At 58.6% G+C, this 25,127-nt stretch carries 27 protein-coding genes; 13 read left to right on the plus strand and 14 right to left on the minus strand.

All coding sequences use genetic code 11. From position 1 onward, the window contains the following. Nucleotides 1-5: 5 nt before the first annotated feature. From ACM66T_RS08520 to ACM66T_RS08545, 6 genes are read right to left on the minus strand one after another with little or no spacing between them, the layout of a single operon-like run. Nucleotides 6-1,592: an inorganic phosphate transporter gene (locus tag ACM66T_RS08520; RefSeq protein ID WP_231018469.1), complete on the minus strand. Its 1,587-nt coding sequence runs from the start codon at nt 1,590-1,592 to the stop codon at nt 6-8. A 20-nt stretch (nt 1,593-1,612) separates the two neighbouring features. Beyond that, nucleotides 1,613-2,755 (minus strand): dihydropteroate synthase, encoded by a 1,143-nt coding sequence (gene folP, locus ACM66T_RS08525; RefSeq protein WP_416768345.1) that lies wholly within the window; start codon nt 2,753-2,755, stop codon nt 1,613-1,615. Next, nucleotides 2,745-3,368 carry a DNA polymerase III subunit delta' gene (locus ACM66T_RS08530; RefSeq protein ID WP_231018471.1) on the minus strand — a complete coding sequence of 208 codons (624 nt, stop codon included), beginning with the start codon at nt 3,366-3,368 and terminating at the stop codon, nt 2,745-2,747. Before ACM66T_RS08530 ends, folP begins: the two co-directional genes overlap by 11 nt. Next, nucleotides 3,361-3,909 carry a HobA family DNA replication regulator gene (locus tag ACM66T_RS08535; protein WP_231018472.1) on the minus strand — a complete coding sequence of 183 codons (549 nt, stop codon included), beginning with the start codon at nt 3,907-3,909 and terminating at the stop codon, nt 3,361-3,363. Before ACM66T_RS08535 ends, ACM66T_RS08530 begins: the two co-directional genes overlap by 8 nt. A 6-nt stretch (nt 3,910-3,915) precedes the next feature. Next, nucleotides 3,916-5,127 (minus strand): aspartate kinase, encoded by a 1,212-nt coding sequence (locus ACM66T_RS08540; RefSeq protein WP_416768347.1) that lies wholly within the window; start codon nt 5,125-5,127, stop codon nt 3,916-3,918. Between the two features lies 1 nt (nt 5,128). Next, nucleotides 5,129-5,599: an RNA pyrophosphohydrolase gene (locus ACM66T_RS08545; RefSeq protein ID WP_231018474.1), complete on the minus strand. Its 471-nt coding sequence runs from the start codon at nt 5,597-5,599 to the stop codon at nt 5,129-5,131. A 172-nt stretch (nt 5,600-5,771) separates the two neighbouring features. On the opposite strand from ACM66T_RS08545, the gene hemW reads away from it, so the two are divergent. From hemW to queA, 4 genes are all read left to right on the plus strand, one after another. Next, nucleotides 5,772-6,827: a radical SAM family heme chaperone HemW gene (gene hemW, locus ACM66T_RS08550; RefSeq protein WP_416768350.1), complete on the plus strand. Its 1,056-nt coding sequence runs from the start codon at nt 5,772-5,774 to the stop codon at nt 6,825-6,827. Nucleotides 6,828-6,936: 109 nt separating this feature from the next. Then, complete coding sequence (gene tatB / locus ACM66T_RS08555) at nt 6,937-7,371, plus strand: Sec-independent protein translocase protein TatB (RefSeq protein WP_231018476.1); 435 nt, start codon at nt 6,937-6,939, stop codon at nt 7,369-7,371. A gap of 104 nt (nt 7,372-7,475) precedes the next feature. Continuing rightward, on the plus strand, nt 7,476-8,273 hold the full coding sequence (tatC, locus tag ACM66T_RS08560) for a twin-arginine translocase subunit TatC (protein ID WP_231018477.1): 798 nt from the start codon (nt 7,476-7,478) through the stop codon (nt 8,271-8,273). Then, complete coding sequence (queA, locus tag ACM66T_RS08565) at nt 8,227-9,270, plus strand: tRNA preQ1(34) S-adenosylmethionine ribosyltransferase-isomerase QueA (RefSeq protein ID WP_231018478.1); 1,044 nt, start codon at nt 8,227-8,229, stop codon at nt 9,268-9,270. Before tatC ends, queA begins: the two co-directional genes overlap by 47 nt. An 8-nt stretch (nt 9,271-9,278) precedes the next feature. On the opposite strand, the gene ACM66T_RS08570 is transcribed toward queA, so the two are convergent. Further along, the gene (locus ACM66T_RS08570) at nt 9,279-9,782 is read right to left on the minus strand and encodes a GlcG/HbpS family heme-binding protein (protein ID WP_231018479.1); all 504 of its coding nucleotides are present in this window, start codon (nt 9,780-9,782) and stop codon (nt 9,279-9,281) included. Between the two features lie 95 nt (nt 9,783-9,877). On the opposite strand from ACM66T_RS08570, the gene ACM66T_RS08575 reads away from it, so the two are divergent. Continuing rightward, entirely contained in the window at nt 9,878-10,417 is a 540-nt protein-coding gene (locus tag ACM66T_RS08575; RefSeq protein ID WP_231018480.1) for a lipocalin family protein, read from the plus strand. A gap of 4 nt (nt 10,418-10,421) precedes the next feature. On the opposite strand, the gene ACM66T_RS08580 is transcribed toward ACM66T_RS08575, so the two are convergent. The 4 genes from ACM66T_RS08580 to ACM66T_RS08595 form a co-directional block, all read right to left on the minus strand. Beyond that, a complete protein-coding gene (locus tag ACM66T_RS08580; RefSeq protein ID WP_231018481.1) occupies nt 10,422-10,964 on the minus strand; it encodes a nitroreductase family protein in 543 nt (180 codons plus the stop codon). A gap of 89 nt (nt 10,965-11,053) precedes the next feature. Continuing rightward, a complete protein-coding gene (locus ACM66T_RS08585; protein WP_231018482.1) occupies nt 11,054-11,827 on the minus strand; it encodes a DNA-processing protein DprA in 774 nt (257 codons plus the stop codon). Further along, entirely contained in the window at nt 11,820-12,806 is a 987-nt protein-coding gene (locus tag ACM66T_RS08590) for a divergent polysaccharide deacetylase family protein (RefSeq protein ID WP_231018483.1), read from the minus strand. Before ACM66T_RS08590 ends, ACM66T_RS08585 begins: the two co-directional genes overlap by 8 nt. A 94-nt stretch (nt 12,807-12,900) precedes the next feature. Further along, nucleotides 12,901-13,080, minus strand: coding sequence for a hypothetical protein (locus ACM66T_RS08595; RefSeq protein ID WP_231018484.1), 180 nt, complete (start codon nt 13,078-13,080; stop codon nt 12,901-12,903). A gap of 242 nt (nt 13,081-13,322) precedes the next feature. Between ACM66T_RS08595 and ACM66T_RS08600 the strand changes: the two genes are divergently transcribed. Then, nucleotides 13,323-14,942: a cation:proton antiporter gene (locus ACM66T_RS08600; protein ID WP_231018485.1), complete on the plus strand. Its 1,620-nt coding sequence runs from the start codon at nt 13,323-13,325 to the stop codon at nt 14,940-14,942. A gap of 71 nt (nt 14,943-15,013) precedes the next feature. Then, the gene (locus ACM66T_RS08605) at nt 15,014-15,793 is read left to right on the plus strand and encodes a PhzF family phenazine biosynthesis protein (protein WP_231018486.1); all 780 of its coding nucleotides are present in this window, start codon (nt 15,014-15,016) and stop codon (nt 15,791-15,793) included. 6 nt (nt 15,794-15,799) lie between these two features. Here the strand turns inward: ACM66T_RS08605 and ACM66T_RS08610 are convergent, their stop codons facing one another. After that, nucleotides 15,800-17,113, minus strand: coding sequence for a cytochrome-c peroxidase (locus tag ACM66T_RS08610; protein WP_231018487.1), 1,314 nt, complete (start codon nt 17,111-17,113; stop codon nt 15,800-15,802). Between the two features lie 123 nt (nt 17,114-17,236). Between ACM66T_RS08610 and ACM66T_RS08615 the strand changes: the two genes are divergently transcribed. The 6 genes from ACM66T_RS08615 (at nt 17,237) to ACM66T_RS08640 (ending at nt 23,101) form a co-directional block, all read left to right on the plus strand. Next, nucleotides 17,237-17,839 carry a c-type cytochrome gene (locus ACM66T_RS08615; protein ID WP_231018488.1) on the plus strand — a complete coding sequence of 201 codons (603 nt, stop codon included), beginning with the start codon at nt 17,237-17,239 and terminating at the stop codon, nt 17,837-17,839. Beyond that, nucleotides 17,836-18,861 (plus strand): hypothetical protein, encoded by a 1,026-nt coding sequence (locus tag ACM66T_RS08620; protein ID WP_231018489.1) that lies wholly within the window; start codon nt 17,836-17,838, stop codon nt 18,859-18,861. The genes ACM66T_RS08615 and ACM66T_RS08620 overlap by 4 nt, the downstream gene beginning before the upstream one ends. A 79-nt stretch (nt 18,862-18,940) precedes the next feature. Continuing rightward, a complete protein-coding gene (locus tag ACM66T_RS08625) occupies nt 18,941-19,561 on the plus strand; it encodes a Crp/Fnr family transcriptional regulator (protein WP_231018490.1) in 621 nt (206 codons plus the stop codon). A gap of 302 nt (nt 19,562-19,863) precedes the next feature. Further along, complete coding sequence (locus tag ACM66T_RS08630; RefSeq protein WP_231018491.1) at nt 19,864-21,912, plus strand: 2-isopropylmalate synthase; 2,049 nt, start codon at nt 19,864-19,866, stop codon at nt 21,910-21,912. Between the two features lie 108 nt (nt 21,913-22,020). Continuing rightward, the gene (gene ybaK, locus ACM66T_RS08635; protein ID WP_231018492.1) at nt 22,021-22,494 is read left to right on the plus strand and encodes a Cys-tRNA(Pro) deacylase; all 474 of its coding nucleotides are present in this window, start codon (nt 22,021-22,023) and stop codon (nt 22,492-22,494) included. A 34-nt stretch (nt 22,495-22,528) separates the two neighbouring features. Then, the gene (locus ACM66T_RS08640; protein WP_231018493.1) at nt 22,529-23,101 is read left to right on the plus strand and encodes a transglutaminase-like domain-containing protein; all 573 of its coding nucleotides are present in this window, start codon (nt 22,529-22,531) and stop codon (nt 23,099-23,101) included. 18 nt (nt 23,102-23,119) lie between these two features. Here the strand turns inward: ACM66T_RS08640 and ACM66T_RS08645 are convergent, their stop codons facing one another. After that, on the minus strand, nt 23,120-23,725 hold the full coding sequence (locus tag ACM66T_RS08645; RefSeq protein WP_231018494.1) for a superoxide dismutase: 606 nt from the start codon (nt 23,723-23,725) through the stop codon (nt 23,120-23,122). A gap of 163 nt (nt 23,726-23,888) precedes the next feature. Continuing rightward, nucleotides 23,889-25,037, minus strand: coding sequence for a polynucleotide adenylyltransferase (locus tag ACM66T_RS08650; RefSeq protein WP_231018495.1), 1,149 nt, complete (start codon nt 25,035-25,037; stop codon nt 23,889-23,891). Nucleotides 25,038-25,127 lie beyond the last annotated feature (90 nt).

Below are 25,127 nucleotides of genomic sequence, written 5' to 3' on the forward strand. Positions count from 1 at the left end.
GGCGCTTAGAGCATCATGCCGCGGATCGTGTAGAAGATCGCGGCGGAAAGCACGGCGGCGGCGGGAACCGTGATCACCCAGGCCGCGATAATCTTCTTGATCGCATCGCGCTTGACGTATTTGATCTTCTCGGCGCGCTTGAGCTGCTTCTTGTCGATGCGGATCTTCTCCTCTTCTTCCTCGATCATCTGGTACAGCTGGACGATACGCTCGTAATCCTCCTGGCTTTTGCCCTCTTTCGCCTCCAGGGTCTCCTTCTCGGCGTTCAGGGCGTTCAGGAGCTTCTCATCCTCGGCCAGCTGGCGGCGCTCGACGCGGATCAGCTCCTCCTCTTTCGTATGGTAGAGGAATTCGCGCAGGAAACCGACGCCGAAGACGCCGCCGATGGCGATGTGCGTGGAGCTGACCGGCAGGCCGAGCTGTGATGCGACGATGACCGTAATGGCCGCCGCCATCGCGATGCTGTAGGCGCGGACCTGGTCGAGCTCGGTGATCTCGCTGCCGACGGTGCGGATCAGCTTCGGACCGTAGAGCGCCAGCCCCAGCGCGATCCCGATGGCGCCGACAAGCATGACCCACATCGGGATGCTCGCTTTGGTGCTGATGACGCTATGCTGCACGGCATCGGCGATCCCCGCCAGCGGACCGACGGCGTTGGCGACGTCGTTCGCACCATGGGCGAAGCTGAGCAGCGCCGCGGCGAAGATCAGGGGAATCGTGAAGAGCTTGTTGACGTCGTCACGATGGTTGCGCAGCGACACGGCTGCCGTGGCGACCATCGGCTTGACCATAAAGTAGATCGCCACGGCTGCGGCGAACCCGATCCCCAATGCCGTCGGAAAATCGATTTTGATGATATGCTTGACCCCTTTGAGCATCAGGTAGGTGACGAAGGCCCACCCCATGACAGCAACATAGAGCGGGACCATCTTCTTCATGGCGCTCAGTTTGTCCTCTTTGTAGATCATCGTCTTCTTGATGGTGAAGAGGAAGAGCGCGGCGATCACCCCGCCGAGCAGCGGGGAGATGACCCAGCTGGCGGCAATGGTCCCCATTGTGCCCCAGGCGACGGCACCGAAACCGGAAGCGGCGATCCCCGCCCCCATGACGCCGCCGACGATGGAGTGCGTCGTTGAGACCGGCGCGCCCATCGTCGTCGCCAGGTTCAGCCAGAGTCCGCCGGCCAGCAACGCCGCGGTCATGGCCCAGATAAATTGGGAAGCATCGACGAAGGCTGCAGGATCGATAATCCCCTTTTTGATCGTCCCGACGACGTCGCCGCCGGCGATAAGGGCCCCGCTGGCTTCAAATATGGCGGCGATAATGATCGCGCCGCCCATCGTCAGTGCCCGGGAACCTACGGCCGGCCCCACATTGTTGGCGACATCGTTCGCCCCGATGTTCAGCGCCATGTAGGCACCGAAGAGCGCGGCAATCGCCAGAAAGAGACTGTTGGTAACGCCCGAGTGTGTTACCGAGCTGTAAAAGAGTACACCGACCATGAAAAAGAGGGCCAGCCCCAGTTTCGTAAAATCGTTTTTCGAGCTTTTGACAGCCTTCTTCTCCATTTTTTTGACGGTTCTAATATCCATCGTTTCTCCCCAATTGATGTTTATAAGTGATACAGCGCCTCGTAAATCTTCAGCGCCTGTGCATGCGCCTTGACGTCATGCACCCGTATGATCTCTGCACCGTTGCGCACGGATTCGAGATGCAGGGCCAGCGTTCCCGGTAACCGTTCGGACGGTTCGGAGGGAACAATTTTAGCAATCATCGACTTACGGCTGGCCCCGACGAGCAGGGGGTATCCGAAGCGTCTGAAATGCGCCAGGTCGCGGACAAGTTTGAGGTTGTGCTCCAGGCGCTTTCCGAAGCCGATGCCGACATCGAGCACGATCGCTTCGACCCCGTATGTCTTTGCCTTCTCAATCCTTGCTGCGAAAAAGTCGCTCAGCTCCCCAAGTAGGTCATCGTACTGCGGCTGCGCCTGCATCGTCTGCGGGGTGCCCTGCATATGCATGATCACCGCCGTGGCGCCGTATTCGCCGCAAAGTTTTGCCACCGCGTCGTCAGCCAGGCCGGTAATGTCGTTGACGATATTGAAACCGCGTTCGAGTGCATAGGAGAGCACCGAGGGGGCGTAGCTGTCGAGGCTGAAGTCTGCACGCTCGTAGAGGCGGTGGGCGTAGGCCGCATCGATGACGGGTTTCACCCGTTCAAGCTCTTCGTCTGCGGGTATCGCCGCGGACCCCGGCCGGGAGGAGACCCCGCCGAGATCGATGATCTGCGCCCCCTCTTCGATCATCGTTTCGATCCGTTCGACCGCGGCCGCGTCTTTGAAACGGCTCCCCGAGAAGAAGCTATCCTCGTTGGTATTGACGATCCCCATAATCTTTGCCGCTGCGGGCTTTTTCACCCCGGCAAAACGCTTGAGCTCAAGAGCCACTTCTTTGAGCCCGAAAGGCTGGGCCAGCTCCTTGCGTGCGAGCTCTTCAAGCTGCCGCGTCGTCGCCAGCAGCAGGGCATCGACCCGCGGGGTCTGCGCCAGGATCGTCCCCTTGGGCACAGCCAGGTCCGCCCCGACGGAGAGGGCATCCTGTTTGAGGATATTGGCCGCGCCGACATGCAGGTCTCGGATGTAAATGAAGTGCAGCGCCGCCTTGGCCGCGAGGATCTTCCGTCCCCCGGCGTCGACGTCGAGACGCGCCAGCAGCGCCCGGATGTCGCTCTGCGTCGAGAGGCGTTCAACCCGCACGACGCTGCTCCGGCAGAAAGGGCATCAGTACCGTCAACAGGACGTTCTGCAGCCGGGCGTTTACTTCCAGAAGGCGAAATGCCCGTGCGAAAGCGTCAAGCTGCTCCGTGCTGAGCGGCAGTTTCTCGACAACGCTCGCCTGGTAGAAAAGCCGCTCGATCAGCGCCTTGGACTCGTGGCGGTCCATCCGTCCCACCGAGGTGACGAACCCGTACAGCGCCCCCAGGTCGAGCGATCCCAGTGTCAGTTCTACACCCTGCGGCGCTTCGCCGGAGAGTTCGTTGAGAATCGGCAGGCGCGAACGCACCGTCGGCAGCAGCACCGACTTGCTCGGCGCGATAATGACGAGGGCGATATTGGTAGGGGGTTCTTCAAGCAGTTTGAGCAGGGCGTTCTGGGAGTAGACGTTGAACTGTTTCGCCGCCAACACGACGTATTTCAGCGACGCCTCGCTGATATAGGCTTCGGCGATCACCGCTTTGGCGTCCTCGATCAGGAAATCGTCACGTACGAAACCGACGACGCGGCTCGGGTGCACCGCCTTCTTGAAAGCCTCGAAGCGCTCCTCGATCTCCTCGGCGAGGATGATGTGGCTGCGTTCGAAACTACTCATCCGCGTCGACCTCCCCGAAAAGGACCGCGTTGAGCGAGAGGTCGAACAGGCGGTAGAGCTGCAGGAGCTTGATATCGAGGTAGGGGTCGAAAGAGCGCAGCTTCATCGCGTGGCCGAACTCTTCGTCGAGGAGCCAGAGGCAGCTGTTGTCCGCCCGCTTGGCGATCTCGGAGCGGGGATCGCTCCCCTTGCCGACGTACCAGAAGAAGTAGTTGCCCGCAAAGGAGAGGTCGAGCATATCCGCGAGCATATCCATCGCGTCGCCGCTCGTCATCTCGTCAAACTCCGGGTAGATCCGGTCCAGGCTGATCAGCGGTACCATCGGCCGGTCGTTGGAGAGCTGGTTGATCGTCGAGGAGATGTAGTGCTGGAACCATTTTCGCTTGCGGTCGGTCACCAGGACGATCGTCTTGCCCGTGACGATCTGCGACACGGCGAGCATGGTGGAAGCCGTCCATTCGAAACGGTTCTCTTCGACCCAGTTGAACGACGCCCCCTCGGAGCGTATGGTCTCGAGCATCCATTTCATGAACGACTGCATAGGGATTTACTTCTCCAGTTCGTAGACGTTGTGCAGCGCACGTACCGCCAGTTCGGCGTACTTTTCGTCGATGACCATGGAGACCTTGATCTCGGAGGTGGAGATCATCATGATGTTGATGTTCTCCGCCGCCATAGAGGCGAACGCTTTCGCCGCGACGCCCGTGTGCGACTTCATCCCGACGCCGACGATGGAGACCTTGCAGATGTTCTCGTCATAGCTGGCCGATGTGATCTCCCCTCTCTCGATAAAGGTTTCGACGACGGCTTTCGCGTCACCCAGTTCGTTCATCGGGACCGTGAAGTCCATGTTGGTCGAATCGTCATGCCCCAGGGTCTGGATGATCATGTCGATGTTGACATTGTTCGATGCCAGCTTGCCGAAAATATCGGAAGCGATACCGGGACGGTCGACAACGCCTCCGAGTGAGATACGCGCCTGATTACGGTCGAGCGCCACACCGCTAACCAATGGTTTTTCCATAATGTTCTCTTCCTTTGTGATCAATGTCCCTTCGGCATCCGAAAAGCTCGAACGGGTGACGAGGTTGACGTTAAGTTTTTTGGCCAGTTCGACCGAACGGTTCTGCAGGACTTTCGCCCCGAGCGACGCAAGCTCGAGCATCTCGTCATAGGAGATCTGTTCCAGCTTCTTCGCCTTCGGTTCGATGCGGGGGTCCGTCGTGTAGATCCCGTCGACGTCGGTGTAGATCTCGCAGAGGTCCGCTTCGAGCGCCCCGGCGATCGCCACGGCGGAGAGGTCGCTGCCGCCGCGCCCGAGGGTCGTGACACGCCCCAGCTCGTTGACGCCCTGGAAACCGGCGACGACCACCACTTTGCCCTCGCCCAGCGCACGGCGCATCGGCGTCGGGTCGATATGCTCGATCCGCGCTTTCGTATGGACCGTATCGGTCACGATCCCCGCCCTGCGGCCGCTCATGGACTCTGCCGGGAACCCCATTTCATTGAGCGCGATGGAGAGCAGCGCCGCCGTCACCCGTTCGCCGGAGCTCAGCAGCATATCCACCTCTTCGCGCTGGGGGTTGTCGCTGTAGTGCTCGGCATAGGCGACCAGTTTGTTGGTCTCGCCGCTCATCGCCGAAACGACGACGACGACGTCATTCCCCTCTTTGACCGTTTTGGCAACGCGGTTGGCGACGTTCTGGATGCGCTCCAGGTCGCCAACGCTCGTACCACCGTATTTCTGAACAATCAGCATCTTACAGATACCCCTTTGCTTTAAAATAGCCGATCACCTTCTCATAGATCGGTTTCTTGAAGTGTGCAACGTAGTCATACAGTGCATCGATCTCGATGAACTTGTAATCGATAAACTCCGGATGTTTCGTCTCCAGGTTGATCTTCGCCTTGTGCTTGAGGCGTACGAGAAAATAGCGCTGTGTCTGCCCGCAGTAGGGGCGCATGCGCTCCGCGACGTGCTCCGGAAAATCGTAGGCCAGCCAATCGGGATACTCGGCGACGACTTCCACCTTTTTCGTACCGATCTCCTCTTCGATCTCGCGGAGCAGCGCCTCTTCGGGAGACTCCCCCCGGTCAATACCCCCCTGCGGGAACTGCCAGATGCCGCTGATATCGCTGCGTTCGGCGATAAAGATCTGCTTGACCTCCGGGTACTCCGGCGGAACGATGATCGCCGCGACGTTCGGACGGTAGGGTTTGACGGATTCCATGGGCCTCTTTACTCGTTTTGAAGCACCTCTAATAACCCCAGCGCAGCCCGGGTAGGGTTATGAGAAGTGCCCGCTGTTTTCAATGCGCGTATTATAGGGCAAGCGCGGTTAAATCGTGCTTGTTTTTCGCACATCTCAACGGCGCCTAACGTCCAAGGGATTACAATGCGGCATGCTTTTATACGTTCATATCCCGTTTTGCGACAGCAAGTGCCACTACTGCAGCTTCAACTCCTATGTCGACAAGTTCACGCTGCGGCGCGATTACATGGCGGCGCTCCTCCGGCAGTTGGAGGGCGAGATCGAACGGCTGAACCCCGCACCGGAGAGTATCGAGACCCTTTTTATCGGCGGCGGCACCCCTTCGACGGTCGCACCGGAGCTCTACGCCCCGCTCTTTGCGCGCCTGCGCCCCTATCTGAAACCCGGTGCGGAGATCACCAGCGAGGCCAACCCCAACAGCGCGACACCCGAATGGCTGGCAGGCATGAAAGCGCTGGGGGTGAACCGCATCAGTTTCGGTGTGCAGAGTTTCGACCCGGAAAAACTCAAAAGGCTCGGACGTGCCCACACCCCGGACCAGGCGGTAGGCGCCGTCACGGCGGCACGCAGCGCCGGGTTCGAGCACCTCTCCATCGACCTTATCTACGGCGTCGCCGGGGATACGAGAGCCCTGCTGGAACACGACCTGGAACAGGCCTTCGCCCTCCCGGTCGACCACTTAAGTGCCTACGCCCTCACCATCGAAGAGGGCACCCCCTTCTCCGCTACCCCGGAGGTCGCCGATGAAAAGCTCCCTCTCACCTCGTGGCTTTTCGAACGCATCAAAGCGCACGGTTTCGCACAGTACGAGATCTCCAATTTCGGCCGCTACCGCTCCCGCCACAACCTCGGCTACTGGGAGTACAAGCCCTATATCGGGCTGGGCGCCGGCGCCGTGGGGTGCATCGACACCGTCCGCTACTACCCCCACCGCGACGTCGAGGCCTACATTGCCGCCCCCCTTTTCCGCACGACCGAGCCCCTCGATGCGGACGCGGTCAAAACCGAACGCCTCTTTCTCGGCCTGCGCTCCGTCGTCGGCATCCCCGAGTCTCTTCTCGAAGCAGAGGAGCTGCAACGCGCCCGCTGGCTGGCAGCGGAGGGAAAACTCCGTTTTGAGGGGGGCCGTTTTTTCAATACCGACTACCTCCTCAGCGACGAGATCGTCCTCTACCTTCAGGGGTAAGCCCGCCCAGTCGCTTCCCCTTAAACCTCCTGTGCTATAATCCCGATCATAAATTTAACTAAGGGGAGAACCGCCGCGAAACTGCGGCGGCGCCCTGACGGGAAACGCCATGTTCGGAATGGGATTTTCGGAGATCCTCATCATCGCCATTATCGCTATCTTGTTTCTGGGACCGGACAAACTGCCCCAGACCATGGTCGATATCGCCCGTTTCTTCCGCAGCGCCAAACGGACGCTGGCCTCGGCCAAAGCCTCCATCGAGGAGGAGCTGCATGTCGACGACATCAAGCGGGAAGTGAACAGCTACAAGGACAACCTGCTCGAAGAGAAAGAGAAACTGAGCCAGGCGAGCGCCTTTACCGAACTGACCGATGAATTCGATGCCGTCATCGACATGGCCGGCGATACGACGACGGTAGAATCCCCCGCTCCAAAGAAACCTAAAGCCGAAGCCGCCCCGGATGCCAAGAAACCGGAAGTCGTCACCTTCAGCAAAAAGAAAAAAAGTTCAGAGAGTTCCGATGAGGACAATGAGAATGCGTAACCTTTCTGCCCTGGCCGGGGCAAGCCGTTTTACTTGTTCTGTCCTCGCTACGCTGCTGAATTCCGCTGACGCTGCATGTGCAACAGCGGCTAATGGAGAAGAGAATGTTTGACGAACTGCGTCCCCACCTTATAGAGCTGCGTAAACGCCTGGGCATCTCCGTCCTGACGCTGATCGGCATGTTCTTTATCATGTTCTATTTCCACGAGCCGCTGCTCGAATGGATGATCCACCCCCTCAACGACGCCCTGCTCGAAGTCGGCAAGAAGTCCGTCAACGCGGCCAACGGAATGGTGACGACCAACCAGGTCGGCGGGGCCTTCTTCGTCGCCCTGAAAGTCGCCTTCTTTGCGGCGATCCTCGGCGCGCTGCCGGTCATCCTCTGGCAGGTCTGGCGCTTCATCGCGCCGGGCCTCTACGAGAACGAAAAGAAGATGATCCTCCCCTTCGTCTTCGGCGGGACGACGATGTTCGTCGTTGGCGTTGCCTTCGCCTACTACATCGTCACCCCCTTCGGGTTCGACTTCCTCATCACCTTCGGTAGCTTCAAGTTCACCCCGCTGATCAACATCGAGGATTACGTCGGCTTCTTTACGAAGATCATGTTCGGCTTCGGTCTGGCGTTCGAACTCCCGGTCTTTGCCTACTTCCTGGCGCTGCTCGGCCTCGTCGACGATCGCCAGATGACGGCCTTCTTCAAGTACGCCATCGTCATCATCTTCATTGTCGCCGCCCTGCTCACGCCGCCGGACGTCCTGACGCAGCTGTTGATGGCCGGTCCGCTGATCGTGCTGTACGGCTTCTCCATCCTCATCGTCAAAATGGTCAATCCCGCACCGAAAGAGGATGATGAGAATGACGACGAGGACGAGGAAGAGGCCGTTGCCCCTCAGAACGTCTAGTTACGACTTCACCCTCCCCGAGGCGCTTATTGCCGTCCACCCGGCCCAGCCGCGCGACCACGCCCGGCTGCTCGTTTATGACCGCAAAACCGACACCGTCGCCCACACGCGCTTCGACAAGATCGAAGCCTTCCTGCCCGAAGGGTGCGGCATCATCTTCAATGACACAAAGGTGATCAAGGCCCGCCTTTTCGGGAAAAAAGAGAGCGGCGGAAAGGTCGAACTCCTCATCAACCGCCCCCTCGACGCCTACCGGGTCAGCGTCTATATCCGGGGGAAGATGAAAGCGGGCACCCGTCTACACTTCGGCCAGGAGCTCGAGGCCGTCGTCGAGGAGCTGCATGAGGACGGCAGCCGCACTGTCACGTTTGAGCGTGCCGGAGAAAAGCTGCGTTTCGAAGCCCTGCTACCGATCATCGATATCATCGGACATATGCCACTGCCCCCCTATATCCAGCGTGAGGACAACGACGAAGACGCCGTGGAGTACCAGACGGTCTTCGCGAAAAACGAAGGGGCCGTCGCCGCGCCGACGGCCTCGCTGCACTTTACCGACGAACTCTTCGCCTCGGTCTGCGCGCACCACCCCCACGCCTACGTCACGCTGCACGTCGGCGCCGGTACCTTCAAACCCGTCGAAGCGGAGATCATCACCGACCATCCGATGCACTCGGAGTACTACGAAATCCCGGGCAATGCCAAGGCCCTCATCGACGGCGACCTTCCCCTGCTCTGCGTCGGCACGACCTCGACCCGTACGGTTGAGTACTACGTCCGCACCCACGAGACCGGGGGCGAAGCGAACCTCTTTCTGCACCCCGGCAACCCGCCGAAGCGCGTCAACCACCTGCTGACCAATTTCCACCTGCCCAAATCGACCCTGCTGATGCTCGTCGCCTCCTTCGTCGGACTGGAAAAGACCCACGAACTCTATGCCGAAGCGATCCGGGAGCAGTACCGTTTCTACAGCTACGGCGATGCGATGCTCATCCTCTAGGCCCCGCCCTACTCGTTGTCATCCATCAGTGCGAACGCCAGCCGCTCCTTGAGCGATGCGAGGGCCTTCGCCGCGCAGGCAGCGTCCAGCTTGCCGCCGGGTGCGCCGCTGACGCCGACGGCACCGATCAGGGTATCCCCCGATTTGACCGGCAAGCCTCCTTCCATCATGATCAGCCCCTCGATGTTGTTCAGCTCATTACGGATGTCGCTGCGTTTGGCGACAAAGGTCGTCGTATCCGTCCCCGCCATGATCACCGCGTTGGCTTTCTGTTCGGCGATCTGCATCGTAAAACGCGCTGCATAGGTATCGCGCATCACCACCTGGACATTGGCGCTGCGGTCGACCACCACGGCACTGACCCAGTACCCCTCCTGCCGGCAGGCCTCGACGGCACGCTTGGCGATCTCCGAGGCGAGGCCGAGATCCATACGCTCGATCCGGACGACGTCGGCGGCGGTGAGCAGAAGAGCGGGCAGTGTCAATACGCCCAAGACGGTTGCGATTTTCATAAGCATCCTTTGCATAGTGTGGCATCGATTATAGCAGAGCGCATGTGCGCGAAAATGGTAAAATGGCGCACACTCCACCATCAAACGGCGAGACCATGACGAAACTCCTGACACTTTTAACACTGACAGTGCTCATCACCCTCCTGGAGGGCTGCCAGCAGAAAGCCCCTGTACTCCTCCCCACCGTCGAGCATGTCGACCTGGAGCGCTACAGCGGTCTCTGGCACGAGATCGCCCGCTATGAAAACCGCTTCGAGGAGGGGTGTGTCGGGGCGACGGCCACGTACCGGCTGAAAGCGGATCATGTCGCGGTCGTCAACCGCTGCTATGACGACGCCGGGAGGTTAAAGGATGAGGCGAGAGGAGAAGCCCGTGTTGTCGAAGCGAGCGGGAACGCCAAACTGCGGGTGAGCTTTTTCTGGCCCTTCTACGGCGATTACTGGATCATCATGCTTGCCGCCGACTACCGCTATGCCGTCGTCGGCGACCCCCAGCGCAAGTACCTCTGGGTCCTCGCCCGCGACACGGTGCTGGAGGACCGGGACCGCGAAGCGATTCTCGCGCGCCTCGTCGCACTGAAATACGACCCCTTCAAACTCTACTGGACCGGTTTCAAAGCGATGTGCAACCACTGAGCCGTTAGCTCTCCCGACAGTCGATGACGATCTCGTCGAGTCCGAGGCGCGGCGTCATGGTATGGGACTCATCGCTGTAGCCCAGGGCAAGCACCGCATGGGGTTCGAGACCCATGAGCCCGAAACGCTCTTTCGCCCTGTCGGCACTGAACCCGCCCATGGGATGCACATAGATGCCGCGTTTGGACGCTTCGACGATCAGAAAAGCCATCGCCGTGCCGCTGTCGAAGGCGTGCCATCGGTTCGGTTTTCGGTTGTAAGAGAAGGTCTGGGTCGAACAGACCATCATGAGCAGAGGAGCGGATACGGCCCAATCGGCATTTTTCGTGCTGAGAATCTCGAGGAAATCCTCTTTCGGCCCCAGAACAAAACGCCACGGCTGTTCATTGAAGCAAGACGGTGCCGTCATCGCGGCTTCCAAGACGGCACAGAGGTCCTTCTCTCCCAGGGGTTTGTCCAGAAAATGTTTGGGGGAGAACCGTTTCAAAAAGAGGTCGTCGATACCGTATTCCGTGCTGCGCATCTGCCATCCTTTGGAGAGAAACATCTACACATCATACGCTTATCGCGGTTAAATCTTTCCTTAACACATCAAAAAAATGTTATGGCGACAGAGGGTTCCTGCCTGCCCATCAATTACACAAGAACGCTGATCCGGCCCGCCGTAATGGCGATTTTCCCCTCGAGTTCGTAGCGGAAGACCTCCTGGGGATAGTCACGTACGGCATCCTCGTAGGTCGGTCCGGTTCGGCAATATTCCAAAAAAGGGTCGCCGACACAGCGTGTGGCCTCGCCGTAACGCGCCACGAAGGCGTCGATATCGTAGATCGCCTCCGCTCTCCCCTCTTCTAGCAAACGGTTGGTTCCCTCGCTTTCGCCGATACGGTGGGGAAGGACATAGATCTTCTTTCCCATGCGCAGGGCATGCTCCACGCTGCGCATACTGCCGCTGTTCTCATCGGCCTGGGTGACGATCAGAGCATCGCCCAGCGCGACAACAATCTCATTGCGGACGACAAAGCTCCAGGGCGTCGCCTGGAAACCGTCATTAAAGGGACTGAGCAGCAACCCTTCGTGCGCAATGCTGTCAAGCAGGGCGCGGTTCGTCGCCGGGTAGCGTACATCGATCCCGCTGCCCAGCACGGCGATCGTATTGGCCGCGCCCGCCGCCGCATGGGCCGTCGCGTCGATGCCCATCGCGCCGCCGCTGACGATACAGACTCCTGCCTGCGAAAGTTTCGATGCCAGTTGCGACGTGATGAAGCGAGCATATCCGTCCGCCCGCCGGGAGCCGACAATGGAGAGCTTGACCCTTGAGAGCAGCGCCGTATTGCCCTCGAAAAAGAGTGTTTCCGGATACTTCCGCATCGCCTCGAGGGCGGGGACCTTCACTGAAAGCAGATCACTCATGGCTTTCGTATGCCGCCAATGTGTCGATCCGCACCAGCTGCACCGACTCGAGAAGCGCCTTGGACTCTTCCAATCCCTGGAGCGTCTGTTTGTGCGGGTGCCCTATTACGACGACCGAACCGTACTTTTTCGCGATCTTCACCGCACGGCTCACCTGCTTTTTCACCGCGCCGACATCGGGGTCGTGATCAAGGAAAACGTCGCGGCTGATGTAGGGACGGTGCAGTGACTTCATCAGAGCCGGTACCGCCGTCTTGCCGGTCGTACGGCTGTCGATGAAGGTGATCCCTTCCCGGTCAAGCGCATAAAGAAGTCTCTCCATCGCATCCCGGTCGGCGGTGAACTTGCTTCCCGTATGGTTGTTGACGAAGGCGACTTTCGGAAAAAGGTTCTTGATCTGCCGGATACGTTCATCGATCACTGTCTCGTCATCCCCGACATGCAGTGTCAAAGGCTCTTCGGCCGAAAAGGAGACCGCCTCCATCGGAAGGTGGACCATATAGTAAGATTGCTTGGCCGCCAACGCAGCCGAATCGGGGTGGCGTTTGGAGGGGGGAAGGAAAGACATCGTCACCGGCAGGTTTAATGCTTTGATATTGCGGACGTCATGGGCGAAAGAGACATCATCGAATATGATGGCCATCATCGGTTTCTCCCCTGATTCCGGTTCGACTTTCTCAGCCCGTGCTGCCGGTCGCGGCGGTGCTTTTTCATATTCATGGCTCGCCGTTCTCGCTTTTGCCTTTTTAAGCGCCTTCTTCAGTTCGGCGCTGTGCTGACGCTCCGTCAGCAGCGCCCCGCGATGCTCCTGCTTCGCCTTCTGGTAACCGAAGAAATAGCCTCCCGCCGCCAGAATAAAGGCGATCAGCAAAAAGATCACTCCTTTGAGCAGCGTATAGGTAAATGTATTTTTTTTGCGCCGGGGCTTTCCCCCGGCCGCACGCTTCCTAGGAGCACTCTTCTTCCGCTGTTGCGCCATTAAAATCCCTCATGATTCTTGTCGGCACATTGTAATAAGAATCTGATAACAGGGCGGTTAACAGGGCACTTTGCCACCTTCTTTCACGCAGCCGCTACTCCTCTTTGCGCCCGATGACAATATCCTGACCGTCCCACTTGGTATAGAGCCGGAACTCCTCGGCGATCTCCCGGATCCGCATCACCTCCAGAACCCCCTGCGGATCCATAGAAGTGGCCCGCATCGTTATGACGCCCGACTCCGGCTTTTGCAGCACATGATAGTTCCAATCCATTGCCGACAATTTACTATAAAGCTCTTGTATCATCAGCACCCCTTTATCATAATATATACAGTGTATTATAGTTATTTTGAGTTAATCAATCAATTTATTTAGCATATTGCCATTTTTTTTAACGCTCTATTTCATTTTTACACACCATTTTACATAGGTCAGCACGTGAACATACCGGAAGATGCGCCATTTTTATACAGGGATTTCGATCAAATAAAATAAATACAGCCTATACTTTCAGCATGGACCAATTACTACTGGCAATCTTTCTTACCCTTGCCATCGCCGCCGTACTGAGCATCCTGCTCAAACGCCTGGGCATATCCCACCTCATCGGCTATATCCTCACGGGGACGATCATCAGCTACCTTTTCGGTTTCAACGGGCTGAGCATTCTTACCCTCGACGTCGTCGGCGAATTCGGCATCGTTTTTTTGATGTTCACCATCGGGCTTGAACTGAGCCTCGGGCGGATCCGAAGCATGAAAGAGATTCTCCTGACCAACGGTCTGCTGCAGGTCTCCCTCAGCGTCCTCGTGATTTTCGTCCTCGCCTATTTTCCTTTCGGCCTGGACTTCAATACCTCGCTCATCGTCGCCCTGGCCTTTTCGCTCTCATCGACGGCGATCGTCCTCACTTACCTCAAACAGTCCAAGGACATCCTGACCCCTTACGGGCAGATCTCGATGGGCATCCTGATTTTCCAGGATCTGGCAGTCATCCCGATCCTTCTGCTGATCAGTTTCCTCTCCAACCATGACCTCTCCATCGGCGAGGTACTGCTCAAAACGGCACTGTCGGCCGCCATCGTCATCACCGTCATGTTCACGGTCGGGGCGAAGAGCGTCAATGCCCTGTTGAAATTCTCCGCACGTACGGAACTCGATGAACTCTTTCTCGGCGCCGTGTTCGCCATCGTCATCGGCACTTCCCTGCTTGCCCACGGGATGGGCTTTACCTACTCGCTGGGGGCCTTCATCGCCGGGATGATCATCGCCGATACCGACTACAGCGTCAAGGTCGAATCGGATATCGCCAGCTACCGGGACCTGCTGCTGGGCATCTTCTTTTTCGGCGTCGGCACCAAGATTGACCTGTTCTATTTCCTGGAGCATATCCATCTCATCCTTTTCGTTTTCGTCCTGGCCATGCTTTTCAAAGCTGCCGTCATCTACGCTATTATCCGTCTCAACAACGACAAGAACACCTCGGCCAAGAGCGCCCTTGCCCTTGCGCAGATCGGGGAGTTCTCCTTTGCCGTCTTCGCCCTGGCCGGGGCGGAGGAACTCATCAGCAGTGAAGCCGCCAGCTTCCTGATCCTTGTGAGCGTCATTTCCATGATCCTTACCCCCCTCGTCGTCAACAACATCTACAAACTCTCCTCCTACTTCGAAAAAGAGTTTTACGAATCCGACGTCATCACCCCGATCGGCCGCAGCAATCACATCGTCGTCGCCGGCTTTTCGACACTGGGCAAGATCGTCTGCGCGGACCTTCAGGCCAAGGGCGTCTCCTTCATCGTCATCACGGACAACCTCAAGCAGGTACTGCATGCCCGCAAACTCGGCTACATGGCCTACTTCGGCCACCTCAACAAACGCCCGGTACTAGAATCGCTGAATGTTGACAGCGCCAAAGCCGTGATTTTGACGGTTAACAGCGAACACAACAAACGCCTGATCGGCGAGGCTGTCCGTGCCTTTACCGCACAGCCCGACATCATTATGAAGATCGACACTCCGACGGAACGGCGGCAGCTTCGCAGCATCGAAGGCGCCCGTTTCATCGATGCGAGCTTTGAGGTCTCCAGCCTCCTCGTCGAAGAGGCGACCGCTTTGCCATCATCCGGCACGACAAAGTAACCGGCCGGTTTTGACAACAACGTTCGTTCGTTCTATAATCTTGGACCAATGAAATCCAAAGGCCTAGCACTGTGACAATCCCCCTTTATCAAATCGACGCGTTTGCCGCGCACATCTTCGAAGGCAACCCCGCCGCCGTCTGCCCCCTCGAGACATGGATGGACGATACAATGATGCAGTGGATCGCCGCGGAGAACAACCTTGCCGAGACGGCTTTCTTCGTCAAAGAGGCCCAGGGATACCGTATCCGCTGGTTTACCCCGACGACGGAAGTAGACCTTTGCGGGCATGCCACGCTGGCGGCGGCCCATGTGCTCTTCAAACACCTCGGTTACAAGGGAGAGAGCATCACCTTCGATTCGCGCAGCGGGGCTTTGCACGTCACTAGGAAAGGCGAATATCTCGCCCTCGATTTCCCCTCCGAACCGCCCCTGGCCGTCCCCGTGCCGCCGGAGATCGTTACCGCGTTCGGAAAGCCGCCGGTCGAAGTACTCAAAGGCAGCGACTATATCGTCGTCTTTCCCGACGGAGAGGATCTGACCAAACTCACCCCCGATTACGCTGCGCTCCGCGCCCTGGACCTACGGGGGGTCTGCATCACGGCGCGGGATGAACGCTACGACTTCGTCAGCCGCTTCTTCGCCCCCAACTTCGGCATCGACGAAGATCCCGTTACCGGCTCCGCCCACACCCAGCTCACCCCCTACTGGGCCAAGCGGCTCGGCAAAAGAACACTCCATGCCAGGCAGGTCTCCCCCCGCGGCGGTGAACTGCGGTGCGAGCTGGCCGGAACAAGGGTGCTCATCTCCGGACGCGCCGTCACGTATCTCACGGGCAGCATCTCCCTCTGAGGCCCCCTAGCGTCCGGTATTACTACTCTCCTTTCCCCGAACCCGTTTACGCATGTCGTTTTGCGCTGCAATATCATACGTGACCGGGGCGCCGTCCACGGCCCTCAAAAACGCAACGATCTTCCCGATCTCGTTTTCGGTCAGGTTTGTTCTGAGCTGGTGGATTCCCATCACCCTGATCGCCTCTTCAAGCCTCTTGACACTGCCGTTGTGAAAATAGGGAGGCGTTTTGACGGCATTGCGCAGCAGCGGCACCCTGAAGTATCTGTTTGGCGCACCCGTAAAGCCTCCCCGGTTCTCAAAAGGGAAGGCAATCTGCGGTAGGAGCGCTTCTTTGATGCCGCGGCTCCCCTCCGTGTGGCACGCGGAACACCCCGACAATGTCATGACCGCTGCGCGTTCGTTCGCATCGATGCGGTCAAAAAAGCCGTTTTCGAGCAGTACGAGATCGCGCTCTCCCAACTGCGCTTTCAGGTACCGCAGCCGCGCCGCGTCATCTTCGAATGCCCTCCGGCGCAACGCTTCGACGGCAAAAGAGTACCTCTTCTTGAGCCTGTCGATCTGTTTCGGACGTCCCAAGCTCCAGATCCCGTGATAGGAGAGCGGGAACTTTCGCACCGCTTGACCCCCGAGACCGATGCCGTTGTGGCACCCCACGCACCCTTTGGTGATGAAGAGCTTCAGCCCCTCTTTCTCCCCCGCGTTCAGCGCATCCGTATACCCCAGTAAAAAGTCATCGTATCGCCCCCTTGTCTGAAGGGTCTTTTCATAAGCGGCAATCGCGTCGACAATGGTGTCGAAGGTCACCCCCCTTCCGCCGTACACCGCCCTGAACCGCCCGGCATACTCCCCGTCGGCCCGGACCCTTCTCTCCGCCGCCTTCGGGGTAATGGCCATTTCAAAAGGAGCCTGCAAAGGGCCCTTGGCCTGATCCTCGAGCGTCTCGCTCCTGCCGTCCCAAAACAGTTTTTTCGAAAAGGCCGTATTGAATACCGTCGGCGTGTTGAGATGGTACGGATTCTCACGCCGTAAATGGCCGACGGCAGTGGGACGCCCGTCGGCACCGCCTCTGTCGAAGCGGTGGCACGACGCACAGCTGACATCCCGTCCCAGCGACAGATTCCTGTCAAAAAAAAGCTTTTTGCCGAGCGCGACCTTTTCGGCCGAAAACGCTTCGGGCTCCTCATCCAGAAGGAGCATAAGTCCCGTAAAACGTGCCGGTACGGGCTGCAGTCCGCTCTCATACGCCAGCAGGATCAGGTTTTCATCATCGCCGGCAATGAGATGCAGCGCCAGCAAGAAGATCATCAGGTATTTCATCTTTCAACTCCTTGACGGACAATCCTATTCGATCCGCCGATTTTCTTATGTGATCCGAATCACATATCGGTGCACCGGATGCGGGTACATTGTGATCTCCATGCCACCCAAGGAGCACTGAAAATGAAATTTATCGTAGCCGGATTCGTGTTGATGCTCACCATCCTCGCCTCCAAGCTGTTTTTGGCCTTTTACATCGACGATGTCAATCACTACAATCTCCACGCCGACAGAAAGAAAAAAAGCGAAGCGCAGCTCACCCGCATCGGTGAATCGCTCTACACGATCCACTGTACCTCCTGCCACGGCAAAAACGGGGAAGGCAACAACGGCAAAGCGCAGAACCACACCTATCGCATCGCGGAAAAATCCGTACTGTACGTCATCGAAAACGGCTCAAACAACTTCAGGAGCGTCTATCCGTCGGGCATGCCGGCGGGGCTGCTCGAGGGGAGTGAAGCGAAAGCGATCGCGCGCTTCGTCGCAAAAGGAATGCAGGGGGAAGCGCCCAAAGGGTGGTCCGTCTGTGCCTCGTGTCATGATAAAAGCGGCGAAGGCATCGCCTTTGTGGCCCCCAACCTCAAAACCTACAGCGATACCCTGGTGGCGACCGTCCTGAGCAACGGGAAAAAGGGAGCGATCGGGACGATGCCGGTCTTCAAGGAGCGGCTCTCGAAAATACAGATGTCGGGATTGGCGCACTACATCAGAAGCATCCAGAAATGAACGCCGGCCTGCTGCGCTGGCGCATAGCGCAATCTTTTCTGGGGGCCTATGCCCTCCTCCTGATCTATGCCCTGCTCTTTCACCCGGCACTGGGGCTGGACCTGTTTTGGAACCTTCTCATCCCGGCAGCACCGATGATCCTCTTCCTCTCCATAGGAACGTGGCGCAACGTCTGCCCCCTGGCAACCCTTTCGCTGCTGCCGAAACATGCAGGCGCTTCAAAGCGCCGCAAACCGGGGCGCATCCAGCATGAATGGCTGCGTCTCTCCGCCGTGGCCGTTTTGCTGACCGTCATCCCGCTGAGGCACGCCGTTTTCGATCTCAATGCCGCCGCCACCCTCTCGCTGCTGGCCGGGACCGGTATCGCGGCTGCCGCCGCCGGGTGGTTCTTTGATGGGAAAAGCGGATGGTGTTCGGGGCTCTGCCCGGTGTTCCCCGCGGAAAAAATATACGCGACGGACAATTGCGCACCCCCGACGAACGCGCATTGCCGCGTCTGCACCCATTGCACCGCCCCCTGCCCGGACCGGACACCGGGTGCAGCCGTCGCGGCCGGACGGGGCTCCCGGATCGCTCAACTCACCTCCTTTGCACTCGCCGGGTTCTTTCCCGGATTTGTCTATGGATGGTTTTTCGTCCCGGATATGCACAATGCCGTGGATGCGGCGTCACTGTTCGCTGTCTATACCCCCGGGCTCTTTTTTGGCGCGCTCAGTGCGCTCGTCTATCTTTTTTTGCGCTTGAAGCTGCCCGGGAACGCGCTGCACCTTTTGAGCGCAGCAAGCACAGTATCCATCTACTACGGCTTCAGGCTGCCGGCGCTTTTCGGCTTCGGCCTCCAACCCGGGGACGGAGTACTGATCGACATGAGCCCCTTACTTCCTCCCGCGGCAATTCATTGGTGTACGGCCGGACTGACGCTCTTTTTCTTCTACCGGGCCTATCGTGCACTCGGCAGAAAACAGGCGTGGCTGCACGCCCCTGTATCCTACCAGCGTGATCACAATCACAGAAAAAGGTAGTCCCTTGCCGTATCCTGTAGGCCCAAAGACGCTTTCACCGGTGCAAATAGTGTAAAATGAATTTCGAAAAGGAGCGGGGATGCATTTACTGGAGTACGAATTTTTCAAGGAGTTGAGCACGCAGGAGCGGCAGATGATCGAAGCGGCTTCCAAACCGGTCGCACTGCCCATCGGTACCATCCTCTATTACGAAGGCGACGTCTGCGAGGAGATCCTCTTTTTGAAGCGGGGAAAGGTGAAAGTCTATCTCTCCCCGGAGAGCGTCGCCGCCGGCGAAATGACCCTGTACTATATCGCCCCCGGCGAACAGTGCCTGGTCAATACGTTCAGTACCGTCACGTCCGACAAAGCGCTCGCGTCCGCGGTCGTCGACGAATCCATCGAGGGGTGGCTGGTGCCGAGGGAAAAGATCTTGTGGCTGATCAACAACTCCGAGAGCTACCGCAACTTCAAGATTGAACTCTGCGGCAGACGGATCGGCACCCTGATGGACCTCATCAAGTCGATCAAATTCGACCAGCTCGACCAGCGGCTGCTCAACTGGCTCTATGTACAGGGGAAGGACACCCTGCATATCACCCATGACAAGATCGCCTCCATTCTGGGCGTTTCGCGCGAGGCGGTCAGCCGCAACCTCAAAAAGCTCGAAGCTTCCGGGAGTATTTCCCTGTCGCGCGGCAAAATCTCCATCGCGGAGTAAGGCCGCGCCCAGTGCGGCACAGACGCGGCCGAAAGGCCCGAAATGTCTATGTCACCATACAAGCCCCGCTTATTTCATGTATAATGGTGAAATCATTTCACAAAGGAGAAGACTATGACACATAGTAACGACCGATTTTACCGGCACGCATCACCATCCCATACAGCGATGAACCGCGCCCTTCTCCTACGCCTACTTCTTTCTCTATAAACACCCTCTTTTATTTTTGATTTCTGTTTTGCCTTCCAGGGCGTCTTGCGCCCGTATGTAGGCATTCTTTTTTTATTGTCAAGGAAAATGCTATGTATACCAAATACCGGCCCTACCCGGCCGTGACCATGGAGAAAAGAGCCTGGGCGGACAAGACCGCCGACGTTGCCCCCGTGTGGGCCAGTACCGATCTGCGCGACGGCAACCAGGCACTCCGTAACCCGATGGATATCCCCAAAAAAGTCGCCTATTTTCAGGCCCTGGTCGATTTCGGCTTCAAAGAGATCGAGATCGCCTATCCCAGCGCGTCGCAGACCGAGTTCGATTTCTGCCGCAGGCTGATCGAGGGGGAGATGATCCCGGACGACGTTACCGTCGGTGTCCTCGTGCCCGCCATCGAACGCCATATCGTGCGCAGTTTCGAGGCGCTCCGGGGTGCGAAGCGGATCATCTTTCACCTGTACAACCCGACCGCCGAGAACCAGCGCGAAGTCGTGTTCAGACGCACGGAAAAGGCGATCATCGACCTGGCGGTGCAGGGCGCAGAGTGGGTCAGGCGCGAAGCGGAGCGATTTGACGGCGAAGTCGTGTTCGAGTATTCGCCGGAGAGCTTTTCGCAGACCGAGCTCCCCTTCGCGCTGGCGGTCTCCAACGCCGTCATCGACGCGTGGGGGCCGACACCGGAAGCCCCGATGATTTTGAACCTGCCCAATACGCTCGAAGCCGGTTCGCCCAATATCTACGCCGACCGGATCGAGTGGATGGGGGAGCGTATTGCGCAGCGCGAGAGCGTCATTATCAGCGTGCATCCGCACAATGACCGCGGCTGCGCCGTCGCCAGCGCCGAACTGGCCGTCCTGGCGGGTGCGCAGCGCGTCGAGGGGACGATGCTCGGTAACGGCGAGCGCGCCGGAAACGTTGACCTGGTCACGATGGCCTTCAACTACTACGCGCAGGGCATCGACCCGCGGCTGAACGTCGGGAAAATTGACGAGGTCCTCGCACGGATCACGGTGATCACCGGTACCGAAGTACCCGAACGTCACCCCTATGTGGGCGCCATGATCTACAGCGCCTTTTCGGGCACCCACCAGGATGCCATCAAGAAAGGGATGGAGCACCGCCGCGCCAGCAACACGCATGCGTGGGAGGTCCCCTACCTCGCCATCGACCCGGCCGATATCGGACGCACCTATAAAGATGCCGTCCGCATCAACTCCCAGTCGGGCAAGGGGGGCGTCGCCTACGTTCTCAAGGAGTGCTACGGCATCGAGGTCCCCGCCTCAGAGCAGACGGCACTCGCGGATGCCGTGAAAAAGCGCTCCGAGGCGCGCGGCGGCGAGATCGGCGCCGACGAAGTGCGCGCGATCTACGAGCAGATGGCGCAGCCCGCGGAGACCAACAGCTGGAGTGCGGCGCATTACGCCCGCCATGCCGGTTTCGTCTCGGCGCTGGCGCTCCCCGTCGTGGAACTGCTCTCGCCGAAAGCGGGCGAAACGATCCTCGACCTGGGCTGCGGCGAAGGGAGCCTCGCCGTGGAGATCCAAAAGCGCGGCGCCGACGTCGTGGCGGTCGATCTGAATGCCGACATGGTCGAAAGCGCCAAGGCCAAGGGGATCGACGCCTATGTGATGAGCGCGACACGTCTCCCGTTTGAGCAGCGTTTCGACGCGGTCTTTTCCAATGCCGTACTGCACTGGGTCACGGAGCCCCGCACGGCCGTGCGGCAGATCCGGCAGGCGCTGAAACCCGGCGGCAGGTTTGTCGCCGAGTTCGGCGGGCACGGCAATGCGGCGCAGGTCGTCGAAGCGATGGCCAGGGTCTTTGAACGGCATCCCGAATTCGGCCCCTTTGAAAACCCCTGGTACTTCCCGACCGATGCCGAGTACAGGGCGCTGTTGGAATCGGAAGGGTTCAGGGTCACCTCCGCCGAACTGATCCCGCGGCCGACGCCCGTAGACGACATCGCCCACTGGCTCGCTCTTTTCGCCAACGGCATCGTCGCCCACCTGGATAACGAACAGGTCTCCCGTTTTAAACAGGAGGTGCGGACGCTGTTGGTGCCGACACTGTACACTGCAGCGGAGGAGTGGCGCGTCGATTACGTTCGGCTGAGGATCAAGGCGGTCAGGGAAGGCTAGAATGCCCTTTTCGCAAGATGGGAGTAGGCCTTCGAAATCTACGTGCCGGTTGAATAGAACGCCGTTGCGCTCTATAATACGGCATATCGATCCAAGGAGCAGAAGGTCATGACACCCGCCGTCAATGCCGCCAAAAAGGCCCGTATCGCCTATACGCTGCATGCGTACACCCATGATCCGGCCGCACCGTCATACGGTACGGAAGCGTCGGAAAAGCTGGGCATAGACGCTGCGCGCGTTTTCAAAACCCTTGTTGCGCAAATCGACGCGCACCGCTTCGCCGTCGCGGTCATTCCCGTCTGCAGCATGCTCAGCCTCAAACACCTCGCCGCAGCCGCCAACGCCAAAAAAGCCCGGATGGCCGACGGCCCGGATGTGGAACGCATCAGCGGCTACGTGCTCGGCGGCGTCAGCCCCCTGGGGCAGAAAAAACGGCTCGACACCTTCATAGACGCCAGTGCGCAGGCGTTTCAGACCATCTTTGTGAGTGCGGGGCGACGGGGACTGGAGCTGGAGCTCTCGCCGGATGACCTGCAGGCACTGTCCTCCGCCGTTTTTGCGCCGTTGACCCAAACGCAATAAGATGCCACCAAGAACACCAACGGAGGAGTCCGAGATGGAACCATTTCTGGCATCGTCGACCTATATCGACTATCACCACCCCGCCGTCATGGCAAAGGCGAACGCGCTGGCAGAGGGACTGAGCGCCAAAGAAGACGTTGCCCGAGTCTGTTTCCAGTACGTCCGCGACGCGATCGCCCATACGGGTGACGCGGGCTGCGGAGCCTCGACGATCAAAGCTAGCGAGGTGCTGGAACAGAAAACCGGCTGGTGCTACGCCAAAAGCCACCTCCTCGCCGCCCTGCTTCGTGCCAACGGCATCCCCGCGGCGCTCTGCTACCAGCGGCTGAGCTGCTCGGAGTACACGCCAGGCATCTACTGCCTCCACGGCCTGAACGCGGTCTGGCTGGAGGCGTACGGCTGGTACCGCTGCGATCCCCGCGGCAACAAAGAGGGGGTCAATGCGCAGTTCGCCCCGCCGATCGAACGGCTGGCTTTTGCCCTCGGCGCGAACGAGTATGACGTCGCTGGGCGTTTCGCCGAGCCCCTGCCCGAAGTCATCGACGCGTTGCAGACCTACACGAGCTACGAAGCGATGATCGGCCATTTTCCCGATCGGTCTGCCTGAGGGCATGACAGCTGCCGTTCAGCAGTGATGGCTGACACGGCATTTCTGCTTGTAGTTTTCCGAGACGAAATCCCAGTTGATCAGATGCCAGAAATTTTCGACGTATTTCGGGCGCGCGTTCCGGCAGTCAATGTAATAGGCGTGTTCCCAGACGTCACAGGTCAACAGCGGATGTTTCCCTTCGGTCTGTACCGGGGTGTAGGCGTTGGAACCGTTTTCGATCATTAGTGCGCCCTCCGGATCGATGATGAGCCATGTCCACCCCGAACCGAACAGTGACGTTGCCGCCGCGGTAAACGCCTCTTTGAAGCCCTCGACGGAACCGAATGCTTCCGCCAGCGCCGCGGCCAGCGCCTCCGATGGCGCCGTATCGTCCGGTGTAAGGCATTTCCAGTAAAAGTCGTGGTTGAATGCCTGCGCGCCATTGTTGAACAGCGCCCCTTCCGCCGTTCTCAGGACGTCTAGCAGCGGTTTTCCTTCAAACGCTGAGCCCGTAATGAGGTCGTTGTATTTCTTCACATAGGCTGCATGGTGCTTTCCGTGGTGATACGCCAGTGTTTCCGCCGAGATGTAGGGTTCCAGCGCGTGCGGTTCAAATGGCAGGCTTGGTAGATTCAGATGCATAGGAGACTCCTTTGGATGCAGTGAATCTCTATTATCCATCATTTTTCAACAAGCGGATATTAAAAAAAGAGTGCTGTATTTTTTATAATTTTTGTGAATATAACGTCAGGGGGTTAGTGCCGACCGGGAATACAGTAGCGCGGCTGCTGTATTCCCCGTAAGATCAAGCGAAGAAGGTCCGCTTGACCACCTCCACATTGTGCAGGTGCATGTGCAGGGCGATGGCTTTGTCGTCGGGTTTTTCCGCCTGGGACGCAATCCACTTTGCAGGATCGTACGCGGTAATGGCATCAAAGGTCTTCAAGATAGCCCTGTCCCAAATGGCAGGCCTGGGAACATCCGTGAACCGCCCCTGGTCATCCGCCCGTTTGAAGCGTATAAGCGCTTCAAGCAGCATTTCATCCTTGTCAAAACGCTCAAAGAAATCCGTAATGTGGTAAATGCTCATCTGCGGGAGCTTGGGCAGCTTGGTATGCATTTCGCTCAGAAAGAGGATCTGCGCTTTTATCGCCTCCGGGATCGCCATATCGATCCGCGGCGCGATCTTGTCCGGGTCCCCGTGATGCGTGCCGTTGCCGTATGTCCGGAAACAGTAGGGTTTGGCGATGTCGTGGTAGAGCGCCGTCAGCTTCAGCAGCGGGGTTTCGTGTTTCAGCTCCCGAAGCACCATCATGACGTGTGCGAAGAGTGAAGCCTCGCGGTGGTACTTCGTCCCCTCTTTGAAGGTCGTCAAGGCAAAAAGAGACGGGAACACGGCATCCAGTACCCCCAGCTCGAAGAGGGTTTCAAAAAAGAGGTGGGTATCCGGGAGCGCAAGCACCTGCTGCACCTCGTCCCAGACCTGCTCCGGCGGCAGCTGCGTCAGCGCTTCGCGCATGCCGTAAATCAGCACCCTTGTCGAGGCATGAATGTTCCATCCCGTGCCGAACGTTGCACGCAGACGCGCCAACCGCAGCACATTCAGCGGTGCTTGCGCAAAGGTTTCAGAGGTGTGGCGCAGTATCCGTTTCTCGATATCCTCCCGCCCGTTGCAGGGGTCGACATAGCGCTCCTCCTGCTCCTCGTAGGCGATCGCATCGATCGTCAGCCCCTGCTGCAGCAGCACGGCCTCGATGCTCTCTCCAGGGCCTGCCGGCGTCAGCGTGCTGCCGTCTTCTCTCACAAAGTACGGATACGTCCCTTCGACCTGCTCCAGGTGCGCGAAATCCGCCGGCGCGTACCCTACGGCGACATACGCTTTGTCGCCGGCAGCCCTGCCCATCAGTGTGTCTCTGACAGCGGCGCCGACCAGGTAGATTCGCTTTTCCTGCACCTAATTCTCCTTTATTGACGGATACCTAATCGATATGTGATGATCGTTTTATTTTGATTGCTGCCATTATATAGAAGATCACTCAAAAAG

It is taken from the genome of Sulfurimonas sp. ST-25 (genome assembly GCF_048079205.1).
Taxonomy (GTDB): Bacteria; Campylobacterota; Campylobacteria; order Campylobacterales; family Sulfurimonadaceae; genus Thiomicrolovo; species Thiomicrolovo sulfuroxydans.